Below are 15289 nucleotides of genomic sequence, written 5' to 3' on the forward strand. Positions count from 1 at the left end.
CCTCCCGGGCGGTCGGCAGCGCCGCGCGCGAACCGAATCCAGCCCAGCCAGAATCTCACGCGGACGCAGCCCTCACCAGGGGCGAATTCCCCGCTGCGGCCTCGGGGGGGCGCGTATGGTGGGCCGAGGAGGTCGGGTCTCATGGCGCAGTGGTGGCGGCAGGTGTGGGCAGGGAAGCGTTTCTACGCGGGGGCGATCGTGCTCGCGCTGGCAGGGCTCGGCTGCGCCTCGACCCCCCCGATGACGGCCGACGCGCTGGACGACGCGATTCTGGCGCTCGGCGAGAACGTGGAAGGCTCGCCGGGGTCGCTGCGCTTCGAGTACGCCGGCATTCCGATCGCGTGTTTCTCGAGCGCGACCCACGATCGCATGCGTCTGGTGGCGCCGGTGCGCCGCGTGGAAGAACTCACCCCCGACCAGGTGGGCGCCATGTTGACCGCGAACTACCACTCGGCGCTCGATGCGCGCTACGCGGTGAGCCAGGGCGTCGTCTACGCGGCGTTCCTGCATCCCCTCGGCAGCCTGACGGAAGCCGAGCTGCAGTCGGCCCTCGACCAGGTGGCGAACCTGGTGCTGACGTTCGGCACCGGATATTCGAGCGGGGCCCTGCTCTATGGTCCCCAGGGCGAGGCACTCTAGGGCCGACATACGCCTTTTCGCGGATGAACGTCCGACGGTCAGCGGCCGATGCACCCGGGACGGGTTCTTCGGGAGACGCGTATGACCGCCCGCCGGGGCAAGACGAAGCTGGAAGAGGGCTACGGCCGCGGAGAGGCCTCGATCGCCGCGGGTGACGACGTTCTGATCGAGCAGAGTGCGCTCGAGAAACGCCTCCTCGAGACCTTCGGAGCGCCCGACTACCAGCCGCCCACGCTGCCGGCGGTGGCCACCCAGCTGATGAGCGTGTCCCAGCGGGCAGACGTCGAGATCGACGAGATCGTCGACTTGCTCCAGCAGGACGCCATGCTCGCCGGGAAGCTCATGGAGCTGGTGGCGTCACCGCTCTACGCCGGCGCGGCGAAGATCACGTCCCTGCGCGATGCCGTGATGCGGGTGGGCATGCAGAACGTGCGCGACCTCGTCATGCAGGTGGCGCTCAACCTGCGTGTCTTTCGCGTCCCGGCCTACAGCGAGACGATGGAGCGCTTGCGGCGCCACAGCGTCCTGACTGCGCACCTGTCGCGGATCGTGTCCCGCTACACGCCGATCGAGAGCGAGTACGCCTTCCTCTGTGGACTGCTGCACGACGTCGGCGTGGCCGGTGTGCTGATCGCGCTGGCCGAGGGCACCGTGCGGGTGCCGGCGAAGACCAAGGCGCGCGTGACGAAGGCCGGGAAGCCCGATCCGCCGGATCTCGCCGCAGTCTGGCCCGAGGTCGACGCGGTCCACGGGGTGGCGGCGTCGCAGATGAGTCGTCTCTGGGGCCTGCCGCCCGAGCTCGCCATCGCGATCGGGAGCCATCACCAGGTGCTCGTCGAGGGCTACGCCCATCCGCTCGCTGCCACGATCTGCGTCGCCGACGCCGAGGCCCAGGCGCTCGGTTTCGGGATCGTTTCGTCCACTTCCGCGGAGAGCGAGACGGAAGACGTCGGAATCGATGCGGACGATGCCGCGATTCGGGCTGCGTGCATGCAGAGTCACCACACCGCCGACCACAGCACGCCCGCGACCCTTGGCCATGCGTGTGACGCGCTCGGCCTCGACGATCCTCAGCTCGAGCTGATCCGCAAGGACGCGCGCGAGTTCGTCGAGAACTGGGAAGAGGGCGGCGCCGCCGACGCCTAGGGCGCCGCGCGCCCGGTGTACTCGATCCAGCCCGTTTCGGCGAGGGTCTGCGCGACGGTCTCGGCCATCAGGGCGTAGCCCCGTGCGTTGGGGTGTTCGTCGTCCGCGAGGAAGTAGGGCCCCTTCTCGGCGAGCGTCTGGAAGGCCGCGAAGTTGTCGGCCAGCGGCACGCCGCGTCGGGTGGCGACGTCACGGATCACGGCGTTGATCGCGGTCTCGCGCGGGCGCCGCGGGACGAGGTAGTCGTCGGGGGTGAGCGGCAGGGCCTCGCGCATGAAGATCACGTAGTAGTACTCGTCGGCTTCGTTGGCCGCGTTCGTCGGCACCGGGGCCTGGGGGTAGTTCAAGAGCACGACGGGAAGGCCGCGTTCCTGGATCTCTGCGACGAGGCCGTCGAGGGCCCAGCGGTTGACTTCCTGGTAGAGGCGGAAGTCGAAGAGCTCCATCTCCTTCGTGGCGCTGTAGCCGGCGCTCGGACCGCGGAGGGGCAGGCGCAGGATCAGGTTGCGCAGGACGCGATAGCTCCGCAGCCCGTTGAGCACCGCATTCGCACGTAGCGCCAGGCCTCGGATGCCCGGGACGTCGCGGCCCGTCGCCGCCCGGTACTCGAGGATGTCGGCGTCGTTCACGTTGAAGCCCGCGAGCAGCAGCACGAGCTCGGGCTGGGTGCGATCGAGGACGGCGTCGAGATCCCGGTGGATCATCAGGGGCGACAGTCCGGGCAGGGCGGTGCGCTGGATCCGCCAGCGCGCCCCATGCGCGTCACGCAGGCGATCCGAGAGCTGGGCGGGGTAGCTCTCCGCCGGGTCGACGTGGATCCCGAAGCTGAAGGAATCGCCGAGCGCCACGACGCGCAGGCCCTGGGCGACGCCATCCGGTGTCGGGGTGACGACCTCGTCGCGCTGAAGGGCCCAATGGGCGAGCGCAAGCCCGCCTTCGAGAAGCAGCACGAAGACGGCGAGGGATCCCACCGCCAACGCGAGCTTCTTCGCACCCTCCACGCCGCGAGCCTACCACGGCATCGCGGGCCGCAGCGCTATGTGCGTCGCGTGCTCCGGCGCAACCAGCCGAGGCCGAGTCCGCCCAGCGTGAGCAGCGCCGCCGTGCTCGGCTCGGGCGTCACCACGAAATCGAGGGTGTAGTCGACGGCGCCGGCGGTCTCCTGGATCCAGAACGCATAGGTGCCGGCCGCGAGGGCGTCGACGCCCAGCAACGCCGCAGTCAACAGGTCGCCACTGAACGCGTTGAAGATCACGAAGCCCGCCAGGTCTCCGCTCGTCTGGCCGGAGAGCGTGGCGCCGACGTTGTACCCGAGAAAGGAGCCGAAGGACGGCCCGGATCGGGAGACGACGTCGACGGCGTCGAGCACCAACCCGGTCGGCACGACGACGGTGATGAACTCGGCGTCCGTGCCGTTGGTGGCGCCGGATCCCGGGCCACCGCTGTTGGCCGTGAGCAGATTCGAACCCGCATCGAGGTTGAAGAGCGTCGGCGCCGCGATGTTGGACGAGATGTCCGGCGGCTCGAGCAGCGAGGCGGCCTGGGCGGTGGCGATGGGAAGGGAGGCCGCGAGCAGCAGCCCGACGGCGGAGAGCAAAGACTTGCGCATGGGTCATCCTCGAGGGCGAGGGAGAACGCACGCATCTTCGCCCAGCGAGGCCCGGCCCGTCCAGTGGCTTCTTCAGCCGTGGGATCGTCAGGGGGGGGAGGTGCTGGACAGGCCCTGTCTACCAGCGCCGGGATCGCCCGAGACGCCGCCCCCGCCGGGTTCGGAAGGCCCGATCGGCCGAAACCAGTCCATGTCCGCTGTCGAAGTCGTAGCCCGGGTCGGCCATGTCGATGGCCGTGCGCTCGAGGCGGCGTTCGAGGGCGCGCGGCGAGAGCGACCAGCAGGGGCCCAGCCGGGCTCCGGCGGCGAGTGCATCGGGGATGGCGTCGGGCGCACGGAGCACCGTCCTACTGCGCCGCCAGCCGTAGGGGTGACCCACCGGCTCGCAGAGCCAGGCCCCGAAGAGCGTGCCGTCGCGTTTGCGCAGGGCGGCGCCCCCGCGCACCGCGCCCTGGAGCAGAGCGGCCACCCCCGCCACGTGGGGTGCCGCGGCGGAGGTTCCGAAGAAGTTCGGGAAGTCGTCGTCGTCGACCTCGCTGTCGCCGAACAGGACCGTGTTGTTCACCCCGTCCGGTCCGACGAGGTCCGGAGTCTCGCGGACGAGCGGCTCGGGCAACGCGTTCCCCTCGGAGTCTCTCCGCAGGGCGACACCGCCTGCCGAGGAGAACGGTTCGAGCAGCGGCGGCGAGACACCGAACGCCGGGGTCTCGAAGTAGGCCGCCGCACCGATCGCGAGTGCGCCGGCCGCGTTGGCGTGGCCGTAACTCGTGCCGCTCTGGGTGTCGTGCTCGTCGATCGTGAGCGCGCCCTGCACGACCAGCTTCACGAGGTCGACGTCGGGGCCGTCGAAGCCCGGCCCGAGGAAGCGCTCGATGCCGAGGAAGAGCACGAGGGGCGCATCGGTGGGGTTGCGCACCAGCGCCGCTTCCACCGCGTCGCCGCCCACGTTGAACGCCGTCGAACGGGCGACGACGTCGTCGGGTTGGAAGCGCTCGAAGACGACCGGGTCTTCCGTGTCGTAGATCAAGAGGTCGTAGTCGCTGAGCGCGCCCTGGGCCGGATCGGCCGTCGATGCCGACGCGAAGGGTTCGTTCCATTGCAGGATCACGATCGCTTCGCTGTTCGCCGCGACGGTGATCTGGAGGAATACGTCGACGTCCGGCCCCGGATCGAAGTCGTGCCGACGCGTGGGGCCGATCGGCTCGAAGAAGCCGGTCTGGCCGCTGTCCCGGAAGGGGCCCTCGTAGGAACGGCGGCCCGAGTTGCCCGCGGCCGAGACGTAGCGGACGCCCCAGTCGTTCACGGTGTCGACGGCCCGGGCGATCACCCCGTCCTGGAAGAAGGGCTCGTCTGCGTAGACGACGTCGTCGACGATGACGTCGGCGACGAACTCGGAGGCCAGCGCTTCGATGCCGTTGGCAAAGTCGGCCTGTCCGCGAAAGGCCGTGTGAAAACCGAGGCGGGCACCGGGCGCGACGTCGTGGACCACCTGCGCGAGGGCGCGGCCTTCGTCGATGCAACCCGCCGTGGCCAGGTCGGCCAGCACCGTGGTCTCGGCCGGGAGGTCTCCCGTCTCGATGTCCGTGTCGCGTCCGCCACCCACGCAATCGAAGGAGTCGGCGAGCAGACCGACGCTCACGCCGCGGCCGATGGTGCTCGCCGGCAGGCGATCGACGCCCATCGCCGCCAGGCCCTCGCTCGTGACGGATCCGGAGCCGGTGCGTCGCGGGCGCTCGCGGCGCGGATGGCGCCACGGATCCTTGCGTCGAAAGAACGAGCGGTTCGAGAACGCGCGGGTCGGACGCGCGGCCGCGAGATGCACGCAGTGCTCCAAGCCGGCGACGGCGTCCCGCGTGAGCTGACCCGACACCCGATTCCCCGCGACCTGCAGCCCGACGACTCCGAGCGTCGCGAGCTCTTCCGCAAGGGCCGCGGGATCTCCGGTCGAGATCGCCTCGATCCACGGGGCCGCGGCCATGTCCATGTCTTCGCCCTCGGCCCAGCGCAGGAGGTCGGGATGGACCGGGCTTCGTGACGCCTTCGCGTCCCAGGTCGCGCGCCAGCCGGCGGCGGCGGGAGACGCGTGGGGATCGGTGCTTTCGGCGAGGGAAGACGTGCTGGCGAGCGCGAGGCTGGCGAGCAGGAGCGAGACGAGCGGGCGCATGGAGCAGGCCTCGAGGGCGTTTCCCCGATTGTGTCATGCCCGGCGCCCGCGTCCAGCGCCCGGGTGTATCCTGGCCCGCCGGTTCGGGCCCGGTTTCGGCCGCGGTCGATCCGGGCCGAGGTGGGGCGAGGAGTCCAAGACGATGCGGAAGCAGACAGCGCTGGCGATCGCGGGGATCGCGTTCGGCCTGCTGGTGGCCTGGGCCGTCTGGCAGGGCACCGGGGACGGCGCACGCGCCCAGCGCGAAGCCGAAGCGCAGGCCGCGGCCGAGCGTGCGGCGGGGCGGGTCGCCGAAGAGGAAGCCGCGCGGGCCGAGCGCGAAGCCGAGGCCGAGCGCTTCGCGCGCACGCTGAGCGAGCGCACCGAGCGCGAGCGCCGCATCGCAGAAGAAAAGCGACGCCGCGCCGAGGAAGAGGCACTGCGCGGATCCACCGGGCGCAGCGCGGGTGGCTCCGGGCCCCTCGAAGAGGCGGGAGTGGACGAAGGCCGCCTCGACGACGAAGCGCTGGACGAAGAGGAAGAAGAGACCACTCCCGCGACCTTCGAGGAGAACCTCGAACGAGCCGCGGACAACGCCGAAGATCTCGGGTTGCCCACCGAGGGAGGGACCCGCGCGGCGGCGCTCCAGTTCATCGCGTGGTGCCGGTCTGGCGGCTGCGACGGAGTCCCCGAGCGGGTGATCCAAATGAAGATGGACTCGGCCTTGACGGCCCTGGCCTCCGCGCCCGATGAGGTCCTCGCTCGAATTCTGCCGGGAGACCTGCAGAAATACGCCGATTGCGACGTCTGCCGGACGAGCCCGGTCCCGCTCCCGACCTTCCGCCAGTAGCGCTAGCGCGGCGGGTCCGTCGGCACCGCGGGCGCCATCCAGGCGATCGCTCCGATGAGGCCGCCGTAGTAGAGCCAGTTCGGCAGCATGCGCAGGGCGAACCCGACGTCCGAGCCCGTCGCGAGCAGGAAGGCGTCGACGCCCGCCCACAGGCCGTAGTAGAGCATCACGAACAGACTGACCGAGCGCAGCCAGTAGACCGCCTGGCAGTTCTTGTGCCAGGTCAGCAAGCACGCGGCGAGCACGAAGAACGCGACTTCGTACACGAAGAAGAGAGTGCGCGAGCCCGCCATCGACTCGGGCAACACCGCGAGCACGCCCTGGGAGAAGGCCGGCACGAGCAGCGTCCAGCCGAGCGCCGCGGCGACCGTCTTTCCGGTCGGCGCGATGCCGCCGACGAGGGTGCCCGCGCAGACGAGCAGCAGATAGCGGAAGTCGCCGGCGAGCACGAAGAAGAGCGGCACCCAGGACGACCAGGGCGCTTCGAGGGTGCCCACGCCGTACACGTGGGCCGACGTCCACCAGGCGTCGACGAAACTCAGAACGCCCAGCCCGTAGAGGGTGCGGCGCAGGCTCGGGTGCAAGTCGTCGCGTCGCCAGACGAACCACAGTCCGATGGCCAATGCGAGCCACAAGAGCCACGGATGCTGGATGGCGCCGTTGTAGAAGTTCTCGAATCGGCCCATCTCAGGAGGCTCCCGGAGGTGCGGACGCCGAGCCCGCGGTCGCATCGACCTCGGCCATGTGGCGCAGGTAGGCGAGGATGGCATCGATCGTGGCGTCGCGGTCGGGAAGGTCGCGGTTCAATGCGGGCATGCGCGCGGTGGCCACGATCTGGCTCGGGTCCGAGATCCAGGTGCGCAGCCAGTTCTCGTCGCGGAGTCCGACCGGCGCGTCGGTGGCGTTCAGCTCGGGGCCGATGCCGCCGCCTTCCCCGTTGACCTGGTGACAGCGGCTGCAGTGGATGCGGAACGCGCGGAAGCCCGCCGTCACCGCGGCGTCGTCGCTGCGCGGCGCCATGCGCGGGAAGCGCTCGGCGGCGCGGACCCGCTCCACGCCGACGAGCTGATAGGGCCAGCCGTAGTCGCCCTCCTGGAGCACGGTCGGGTCGTCGAGGTTTTCCCAGATCAAGTAGTAGGGGCCGAGCTCGATCGTCTGCCAGCGGCCGGACTCCTTCTTGCGGATCGTGAAGCCGGGCTGGTCGGCGCGCGCGAAGGCGAGCCAGGCGCGGTGGTCGAGAACGCGCTGCACCGGGACCGTCGGCTGGTAGCCGTCGCGGCAGGTGAAGAGCAGCTCGTCGTCCTGGCGCCACCCGGGGCCGTAGACGGCGTCGAGCGCGTCGGCGAAGGGCACCGCCCGGAACGCCACTTCGCGGCCTTCGTAGGGCTCGAAGACGTTCAGCTCCCGGGCGGTCAGCGACTGCTCCGGACGTGCGTGCTCGCGCACGACGTCGCCATGACTGGCGAAGCGGAGGCTGGCGTCGGTCGTCGGTGGCGGAGGAGCCGCGCAGGACCAGAGCCCGGCGCACGCCACCAGCCCCGCGAGAGCGCGGCTAGTCCTCGGCCAGGCAACCAAGGGCGAACTCGGTCTCGGTCACCGATGTCGGGCTCGAGGGGCCGCGGCTGCACATGCACAGGTGACGTCCGCGCGCGCGCACGCGCACGCCACGGGCGTGGCCGTGCTCCATCATCACCTGCGCCACTTCCCGCACCAGGTCTTCCTGGATCTGGAAACGGCGGGCGAGGGCATCGACCAGGCGGGGCAGCTTGCCGAGCCCCAGGATGCGATCGCCGGGGATGTACTCGACGTCGACCTCGCCGAAGAAGGGCAGGAAGTGGTGAGCACAGAGCGAGTAGAAGCCGATGTCCGCCACCTCGACGCGGCCCGGCCGCTCGTCGGGCTCGAGCATGCGCGTGGTCTTCAGGATCGTGGCCGGATCGATCTCATAGCCCGCCAGGAGCTCCCGGAACGCCTTTGCGATGCGGGCGTCCGCGACGTCCTCGGCGAACCAGCGCAGAGCGCGCGGATCGTCGGTGACTTCCTTGGCGAGCCATTCCACCAGTTTCATGCGGATTCCTTCTGAGCTTGCTCGAGGGTGTGCGGCGGCGAGCGGCGCAGTCTAGCCGTCTTTCGCGAGGGTCCGCGGCCGGGTCTCTCGCGACACGGGCGGCGTCGGCTCGCTGCCGCGGTCTTCCCGCGGCGGTACCCCGGTGACCCACTGGATCGCCCGCTCCAGGCCGCGCCACGCGCCGCGGTCGAGGAGCGGGTTCAGCCAGCCGCCGGTGATGCAGTAGCGACCGATATGGGGGGGACGGTGGTGCTGGAGATGGTGGCCCGGCGAGAGCAGGAGACCTCGCCGCTGCAGGCCGCGCACGAGGCGCGGTGCGCGCGGGGTATGGGCCCACTGGTGGGCCTGGTTGGCGAAGGCGGCGCTCACCACCGCAGCCAAGCCCAGCGCGTAGAGCGCCGGGGCCTGGAGCAGGGCATCGCGGATTCCGGGCAGAGCCGCGAGCCCCAATGCCGCGGCGGCCGCGAGGGCGCCCTGGCCGTGAATCTCGATCGCGTCGTGGTCGAGGATGGACGCAGGCCGGTCGTGGTGTTCGCGAAACCAGCGGATCAGTCCGGCGCCCACGATCGGGGTCTCCGGGCTTCCCCAGGTGTCACAGGCCCAGTGGACGAGGCCACTGATCGCGTCGCCCAGCGCCACCCCGGCCAGGACACCCAGGGCCAGGATCGGGAGACTCGCCGCCTCGTTCGTCACGAGGGCGCCTACCAGCCAGGTCGTGTGGAGCGTGGCGAAGAGGAGCTCCGCGGCGATCCCGGCGGCGTAGAGGCGGCGGGTGCGACGTCCGCTCACCGCGCCGCGGCGGCGGGCGTTGGGATCTTCCAGGGAAGCGGAGAAGGTCGGTTGCGCGGTGGGCATCATCGCCAGGGCCAGCGCGGATTCTAGCCGGCTGCCGGACCGTGGCCGCCGCGGCTGCCTGCGTGCTGCCGGCTGGCTGCGGCCCGGCCGTTCTCCGGGTTTCACTTCCCGGTTCCCTGGCTTTCCGGCCGGGACGCGGTCGGGTTGCCGGTGACCCCGAGAAGCGTCGCTCAAGCTCGGTCCGCCGGGCACCGACGCGAGATCAGGAGGGAGCGAAGGAGCCGCCATGTCGGAGATCGATCTCGAACGCGGAACCGGTGTGCCCCTGAAGGGCCTCCGCGCGCCGGCCCGCGAGCTCTCGAAAGAGGAGTTCGAGGACCAGCATGGGAGCGCGTTTCTCTTGTTGATGGCCGCGGAACTCGCCATTCCGCGCGGCCCAGCGACGACCGAGGTGCAGCTGCTCGATGACGACCGTCGGCCCGGCGACTCCACCGCGAGCCTCTCGCTCCTGATCTATCCGCTGCACAAGAGCAATCGCTCCCCGGGACATCTGATCACGATCGGGCGCGCCGCGAACAACGACGTGATCGTTCCCGACCTCAGCATCTCGCGGTTCCATGCGTTCGTGAAAGAGGAAGACGGCCAGTGGCCGTTGCGCGACGCAGGCTCTACCAACGGGACGACGGTCAACGGACGCAATGCTCCGCAGCAGGGTCACGGCGAAGCCATGGATTTGAAGGCCGGGGACAGTGTGCGGCTCGGCCAGGTCGAGCTCACCTTCCTCGACCTGCCGGCCTTGCTGGCCTACGTGGCGAAGCTCGATCGCTAGTGCGACCGCGCGGTCAGCCGCGCGCCACCATCGCGACGCCCCAGACGACGAGCGCACAGCCCAACAGCGTCAGCAGGAAACCCGCGCCGCCCAGGAAGAACCAGCGGTGGACCGAGCGGCGCTCGCCGGGAAGCAGGCGCCCATGCAACGAGACCGGGCGCAGCCACCAGCGGGCCGGCAGACACTCGCGTGCGCGGAGCACCGCGGCCAGCCGCCAGTGGTAGACGACGCCCGTCGGCACACCGAGCAGCAGGCCCGCGCCGATGCAGACCGCTCCGGCCTGCATCCAGCCGAGTGCGCTCACGGCGGGACCGAGCCAGCCGAGCAGCGCGAGCAGTGCGACGGCGCCGAAGACGCCCAGGGTTTCGACCACGTGCCTCCTTCGACGCGGGTCGGGAGCGACTTGAACCGCTGACGAGAGGCCTAGAGCCTGTCGATGTCGAGGGGGCGGCCGCGCTCGTCCCAGGCCTGCCACGGCGCGGGAGCGCGGTGGAGCAGGGCCATCTGCAGGAAGAGCCAGCTCATGCCGACGAGTGCCGACGCCTGGCCCACCGCCGGGCCCCCGACGCTCCCGAAATGGCCGGTGCCGGCGAAGAGCGCGACCACACAGGCGAGACCGCCGGCCGCCAGGGCGGCGCCGCGGCGCAGACGGGCCTTCGGAGCCGCCAGGGCCCGGGGCCAGGGGGTGCCGTGCTCGGTGAACACCCGCGACACGTCGCTCGGATCGTGGGCCTCGCGCCGCGAGCGGCGCGCCTCGCGCATCAGCTCTTCGCCACCGCAGTTCGCGCAGAGCTTCACCCGGCGCGCGTGGCGCAAGGCGCAGTACGCGAAGCCGGGCGCGCCCATCAGGCACCAGGCGGCGAGCTCGGCCCGGTCCGATCCCGGCACCCAGGTGTCGGGGACGGCGATGTGGCCGCAGCTCGTGCACAGCATGCGTGCGGATGCTCTCGGCATGGTGGTTCTGACCTCCCGGCCCCCCCGGAGTTCAGAAAGGAGTGGCTCCGGAACGCCGGTTGTGTCAGTCCGGGGGTGCCCTGGGGGGAGGCCGGGTTGCTGGTCTTCCGACGGCTCCATAGTCTTGCCAGCAACTCGGATGCAGCCGGGGCGCCCAAACGCCTGCGGCACAAGGGGGAGATTGGCGTGCAACACCACGTTCGGCGCTGGGCATGGGTGAGCGGACTGCTGTTGGTGGTCGCAACCACCGGCTGCGTCGTGATCGAGGATGGCGAGGTCGGGGTCCAGAAGTCGTTCGGCTCGATCGACGACGAACCGGTCGGGCAGGGCATCGCCTTCCAGATTCCGGTGGCGAGAATCGTCGAGACCTGGAACGTGAAGCTCCAGGAGATCAAGGAGACCGCGCAGGTCCCGTCCTCGGAGGGACTGATCGTCGGACTCGACGCCTCGCTGCTCTTCCAGGTGTCGCCGGACGCAGCGCCCGAGATCCGCAAGACGATCGGCCGGAACTACGTCGACCGCCTGATCGTCCCGTACTTCCGCAACGGCCTGCGCGACGTGGTCAGCGGCTACGAGGTCAAGAACATCTACGCCGAGGAGGGTCGTCGCGAGATCGCCGGCAAGCTCGGCGAGTTCCTGCGCGTGAACCTCGAGTCCCGCGGCATCAAGGTCGTCGACGTCCTGCTGCGCGACGTCAAGCTGCCCCAGCGTTTCCGCGAGAGCATCGAAGCGAAGCTCACCGCCGAACAGAAGGTCCAGCAGAAGACCTTCGAACTCGACCAGGCCCGCAAGGACGCCGAGATCGAGATCGCCCGGGCCGAGGGCGCCGCGAAGGCCCAGGAGATCGTGCGTTCGACGCTCTCGGATTCGTATCTCCAGTACCTCTGGATCAAGACCCTGAACGAGAACCCGAACGTCATCTACGTGGCGACCGAGGCCAACATGCCGATCTTCCGGTCGGTGGGAAGTCGCGGCCGCTGAGCGCCGCGGAAAGGCTTCGGCCGCCCGTAGGCCCGGCCGATGAGCCCAGAGAAGCGCGGGCGACCGCAATCCGGAGGAATCCAGTCCCATGACCACCCAGCCCTTCGACTGCCTCGTGATCGGGGGCGGTCCCGGCGGCTACCACGCGGCGATCCGCGCGCGGCAACTGGGGATGCGCGCCGCTGTCGTGGAGCGCGAGCATCTGGGCGGGATCTGTCTCAACTGGGGCTGCATTCCGACGAAGGCGCTGCTGCGTGCCGCCGAGATCCGCCACTGGCTGTCCGAGGCCTCGGAGTTCGGGATCGAGGTCGGCGAGCTTCGGGTCGACCTGCCGAAGGTGGTCGCGCGATCGCGCAAGGTGGCGAAGCGCCTGAACGCCGGGGTGAAGCACCTGCTCCGCAAGAACGGCGTCGAGGTCTTCGAAGGCCACGCTCGTCTGCAGGGGCCGGGACGCGTCTCGGTCACCCAGCAGGACGGCAGCCTCGAACTGCAGGCGGCCCACATCATCCTCGCGCCGGGCGCCCGGGCGCGGTCGCTGCCGGGGATGGAGCCCGATGGCGATCGCATCTGGACCTACCGCGAAGCGATGGTGCCGACAGCGATGCCGCGATCTCTGTTGATCGTCGGCTCGGGCGCGATCGGCATCGAGTTCGCGAGCTTCTACCGCGACCTCGGCGTCGAGGTCACGGTGGTCGAGATCCTGCCGCGGATCCTGCCCGCGGAAGACGCGGAGGTGTCGGCGTTCGCGCGCAAGGCGTTCGAGCGGCAGGGGATCCAGATCCACACCGAGGCGCGCGTGGCGCACGTCGAGAAGGCCGGTGACGGAGTGCTCGCGCGGGTCGAGACCGAGGGCGGCGAGGCGAAGACCCTCGAAGCCGAGCGCTTGATCGTGGCGGTCGGGATCACCGGGAACGTCGAGGATCTCGGCCTGGACACCACGCGGGTGGTCGTCGACCGCGGTCACATCCAGGTCGACGAGTGGTGTCGGACGGCCGAGCCGGGCATCTACGCGATCGGTGACGTGGCGGGCGCTCCCTACCTCGCCCACAAGGCGAACCACGAGGGCATCCTCTGCGTCGAGAAGATCGCAGGCCAGCCGAGCGCTCATCCGATCGACCGCAGCCAGATCCCGGGCTGCACGTACTCGCGACCCCAGGTCGCGAGCGTCGGCATGACCGAAGAGGAAGCTCGCGCCGACGGACGCGCGCTCAAGGTCGGTCGCTTCCCCTTGCAGGGGAATGGCAAGGCGCTCGCGGTGGGGGATACCCAGGGTTTCGTGAAGACCGTCTTCGACGAGAAGACGGGTGAGCTGCTCGGGGCCCACCTGATCGGTCCCGAGGTCACCGAGATGATCCAGGGCTTCGTCGTGGCGCGCACGCTCGAGACCACCGAAGCCGAGCTGATGCAGACGATCTTCCCTCACCCGACGATCAGCGAGGCGATGCACGAGTCGGTGCTGGACGCCTTCGATCGCGCGATCCACATCTAGCCTCGGACCGCGGGGCGCAGGCCGCGCCGCGAACGAGCGAAGCCAGGATCAGGGGTCGGGCGAGACCGAGACGATGATCTCGGTGGGGCTCAGCGCTCCCGGGCGCGCTCGGATCGCGAGCTCGCGTCCGTCCTTCTCGGCGAGGACCCCGTCGTCGGGGCGCTCGGTGATCTGCCAGTCGGCCTGGGTCAGGGCCTCGCGGTAGAAGCGCAGGATGTCGATCGGGAGGTCGTCGCTCTGGAAGGTGGCGAGCAGGTTCTGGCCGGGGATCTCGAGCGCGGCGTTCGGGACGGCGCCGGGGTAGGTCGGCACGTCGCCCGGGAATCCGCTGGGGACCGAGCCGACGGTCGCGATACCGGGTAGCGGGCGAGGGGTATCGCGTGGCGAAGGCGTCGGTACGGCCGTTGCGACGTCGGGGAGCGAGGGCGGGGGCTCCGCCGTTTCCGGCGCGCCACAGGCCCAGACGCTCGCCAGGCTCAGGCCCATCAGGGCCCGCCAGGTCGCGGCGCGGCGGCTCCGAGGGCGGGTCGCTCGTGACTGGGACCGGGTCTCGGGCATGCACTCTCTCCGACCGGGTGCGCCGAGGGATGGAGGGCGCACCCGGATGTGGCCTCGCGCCCCAGAAAGCTATCCGCTCGGCGGCGCGTTCGCCTCGGCGCTTTCCGGCAGGGCGAGGGTCGGGTCGAACCAGCGGAGCAGCGCGTCGTTCTCGTCGCGGGGGTAGGTATGGGAGAGGTCCGGGATCTCGCGGTAGGTGAGGTCGGCGCCGGCCTTGCGTAGCTCCTCGGCGGCGCCCTGAGCCAGGGACACGGGGAACATCCAGTCGAGGGCGCCGTGCACCAGGTAGATGCGCCGTCCCGCGGCCTGCTCCATGCCGCCGTTCGCGAACAGGTTCGGGTGCAGCACGCCGGCGATCGGAGCGATGGCGGTGTAGGGCGCGTCGGCGCGCAGGCCGGTGAGCAGGCTGAAGGTTCCTCCATCCGACAGGCCCGTGAGCAGGATGCGGCCGCGATCGATCGGCCAGCGTTCGCTCACCCAGTCGATCATGCCTTGGAGCGGGCCGCTGTCGACGTCCGGCCCCATCAGCGACCAGGTGGTGCCCCGCGACGTCGGCGACAAGAGCGCGAACCCGCGGCTGCGCGCCTCGCGCAGCCAGGTCCACAAGAAGCTGCGGCCGTGACCGCTGCCGCCGTGGAGCGCGACGACGAGGGGCAGGGGCGTCTTGCCGTCGTGCCATTCGGGCACGTAGAAGTGAAAGCCGCCGCGTTCGTCGGGACCGTTGTGGGCCTGGTGAAGCCCCACACGGGATTCCGAACGCGGAAAGCCGCGCTCGTGCTCGCGGTCCCAGTAGGCGCCCTCGAGGAAGTAGCGCGATACCGGAACGAGGAGGGGGGCGAGGGGGTAGAGCACCGCCTGGGCGTCGGCATGATCGCGCATGGCGCGCAGCACGGCGGCGATGCCCTCGGTGGGGGAGGGCGGCGCCAACAGACCGCCGAGGGCACGCGACGCGAGCTCGGCCCCTTCGAGGAACTGCGCGTGGAGGTCGGCGATTTCGCCGGCGGGATCGATTTCCAGGAAGCGCGCGGTGGCGTCGCCGAGGGGTGTCGCCAACGGTTCGAGGGCTGCGCGGATCTGGGGAAGTGCTGGCGGGTGCAGGTGACGCATCGCCTGTTCGATGGCGTGCAGCGTTTGCAGGAGCGGCGGTCCGAGTCGGTCCAGCGCTTCCCGAAAGGCGTCGCCCTGCTCCAAGCCGTTCTCCCCGGGGCGCTCGGGTATACTGCGCGCC

Annotated in this window: 17 protein-coding genes; 6 read left to right on the plus strand and 11 right to left on the minus strand. The window is 70.5% G+C overall.

The features are described from left to right. Positions 1-141: 141 nt before the first annotated feature. Both AAF430_16175 and AAF430_16180 read left to right on the plus strand, forming a co-directional pair. Positions 142-639 carry a hypothetical protein gene (locus AAF430_16175; GenBank protein ID MEM7411768.1) on the plus strand — a complete coding sequence of 166 codons (498 nt, stop codon included), beginning with the start codon at positions 142-144 and terminating at the stop codon, positions 637-639. Positions 640-720: 81 nt separating this feature from the next. Then, entirely contained in the window at positions 721-1785 is a 1065-nt protein-coding gene (locus tag AAF430_16180; GenBank protein ID MEM7411769.1) for an HDOD domain-containing protein, read from the plus strand. Here AAF430_16180 and AAF430_16185 read toward each other — a convergent pair. From AAF430_16185 to AAF430_16195, 3 genes are all read right to left on the minus strand, one after another. Further along, positions 1782-2786: a GDSL-type esterase/lipase family protein gene (locus AAF430_16185; protein MEM7411770.1), complete on the minus strand. Its 1005-nt coding sequence runs from the start codon at positions 2784-2786 to the stop codon at positions 1782-1784. The two genes, AAF430_16180 and AAF430_16185, sit on opposite strands and share 4 nt — an antisense overlap. A gap of 35 nt (positions 2787-2821) precedes the next feature. After that, positions 2822-3394, minus strand: a complete 573-nt coding sequence (locus tag AAF430_16190) for a PEP-CTERM sorting domain-containing protein (protein MEM7411771.1) — start codon at positions 3392-3394, stop codon at positions 2822-2824. A gap of 118 nt (positions 3395-3512) precedes the next feature. Next, positions 3513-5558: a S8 family serine peptidase gene (locus AAF430_16195; GenBank protein ID MEM7411772.1), complete on the minus strand. Its 2046-nt coding sequence runs from the start codon at positions 5556-5558 to the stop codon at positions 3513-3515. 142 nt (positions 5559-5700) lie between these two features. Here AAF430_16195 and AAF430_16200 point away from each other — a divergent pair, with 142 nt between their 5' ends. Next, a complete protein-coding gene (locus AAF430_16200; GenBank protein ID MEM7411773.1) occupies positions 5701-6387 on the plus strand; it encodes a hypothetical protein in 687 nt (228 codons plus the stop codon). 2 nt (positions 6388-6389) lie between these two features. Here the strand turns inward: AAF430_16200 and AAF430_16205 are convergent, their stop codons facing one another. The 4 genes from AAF430_16205 to AAF430_16220 form a co-directional block, all read right to left on the minus strand. Beyond that, positions 6390-7073, minus strand: coding sequence for a hypothetical protein (locus AAF430_16205; protein MEM7411774.1), 684 nt, complete (start codon positions 7071-7073; stop codon positions 6390-6392). 1 nt (position 7074) lies between these two features. After that, positions 7075-7833: a cytochrome c gene (locus AAF430_16210; GenBank protein MEM7411775.1), complete on the minus strand. Its 759-nt coding sequence runs from the start codon at positions 7831-7833 to the stop codon at positions 7075-7077. A 106-nt stretch (positions 7834-7939) separates the two neighbouring features. Next, positions 7940-8455, minus strand: a complete 516-nt coding sequence (locus tag AAF430_16215) for a GTP cyclohydrolase I (protein MEM7411776.1) — start codon at positions 8453-8455, stop codon at positions 7940-7942. A gap of 51 nt (positions 8456-8506) precedes the next feature. Then, positions 8507-9310, minus strand: coding sequence for a fatty acid desaturase CarF family protein (locus AAF430_16220; protein ID MEM7411777.1), 804 nt, complete (start codon positions 9308-9310; stop codon positions 8507-8509). A 226-nt stretch (positions 9311-9536) separates the two neighbouring features. Between AAF430_16220 and AAF430_16225 the strand changes: the two genes are divergently transcribed. Beyond that, positions 9537-10079 (plus strand): FHA domain-containing protein, encoded by a 543-nt coding sequence (locus tag AAF430_16225; protein ID MEM7411778.1) that lies wholly within the window; start codon positions 9537-9539, stop codon positions 10077-10079. Positions 10080-10092: 13 nt separating this feature from the next. On the opposite strand, the gene AAF430_16230 is transcribed toward AAF430_16225, so the two are convergent. Together AAF430_16230 and AAF430_16235 are read right to left on the minus strand one after the other, a co-directional pair. Then, positions 10093-10452, minus strand: a complete 360-nt coding sequence (locus AAF430_16230) for a hypothetical protein (protein ID MEM7411779.1) — start codon at positions 10450-10452, stop codon at positions 10093-10095. A 50-nt stretch (positions 10453-10502) separates the two neighbouring features. Then, positions 10503-11033: a hypothetical protein gene (locus AAF430_16235; GenBank protein ID MEM7411780.1), complete on the minus strand. Its 531-nt coding sequence runs from the start codon at positions 11031-11033 to the stop codon at positions 10503-10505. Between the two features lie 186 nt (positions 11034-11219). Here AAF430_16235 and AAF430_16240 point away from each other — a divergent pair, with 186 nt between their 5' ends. Together AAF430_16240 and lpdA are read left to right on the plus strand one after the other, a co-directional pair. Then, positions 11220-12014, plus strand: a complete 795-nt coding sequence (locus AAF430_16240) for a prohibitin family protein (protein MEM7411781.1) — start codon at positions 11220-11222, stop codon at positions 12012-12014. 88 nt (positions 12015-12102) lie between these two features. Next, positions 12103-13503, plus strand: a complete 1401-nt coding sequence (gene lpdA / locus AAF430_16245) for a dihydrolipoyl dehydrogenase (protein MEM7411782.1) — start codon at positions 12103-12105, stop codon at positions 13501-13503. A 48-nt stretch (positions 13504-13551) separates the two neighbouring features. Here lpdA and AAF430_16250 read toward each other — a convergent pair whose 3' ends face one another. Further along, entirely contained in the window at positions 13552-13815 is a 264-nt protein-coding gene (locus AAF430_16250) for a hypothetical protein (GenBank protein ID MEM7411783.1), read from the minus strand. A gap of 315 nt (positions 13816-14130) precedes the next feature. Further along, positions 14131-15252, minus strand: coding sequence for a phospholipase (locus AAF430_16255; GenBank protein ID MEM7411784.1), 1122 nt, complete (start codon positions 15250-15252; stop codon positions 14131-14133). Positions 15253-15289: the final 37 nt, after the last annotated feature.

The sequence above is a fragment of the Myxococcota bacterium genome (assembly GCA_039030075.1).
Taxonomy (GTDB): domain Bacteria; phylum Myxococcota_A; class UBA9160; order UBA9160; family SMWR01; genus JAHEJV01.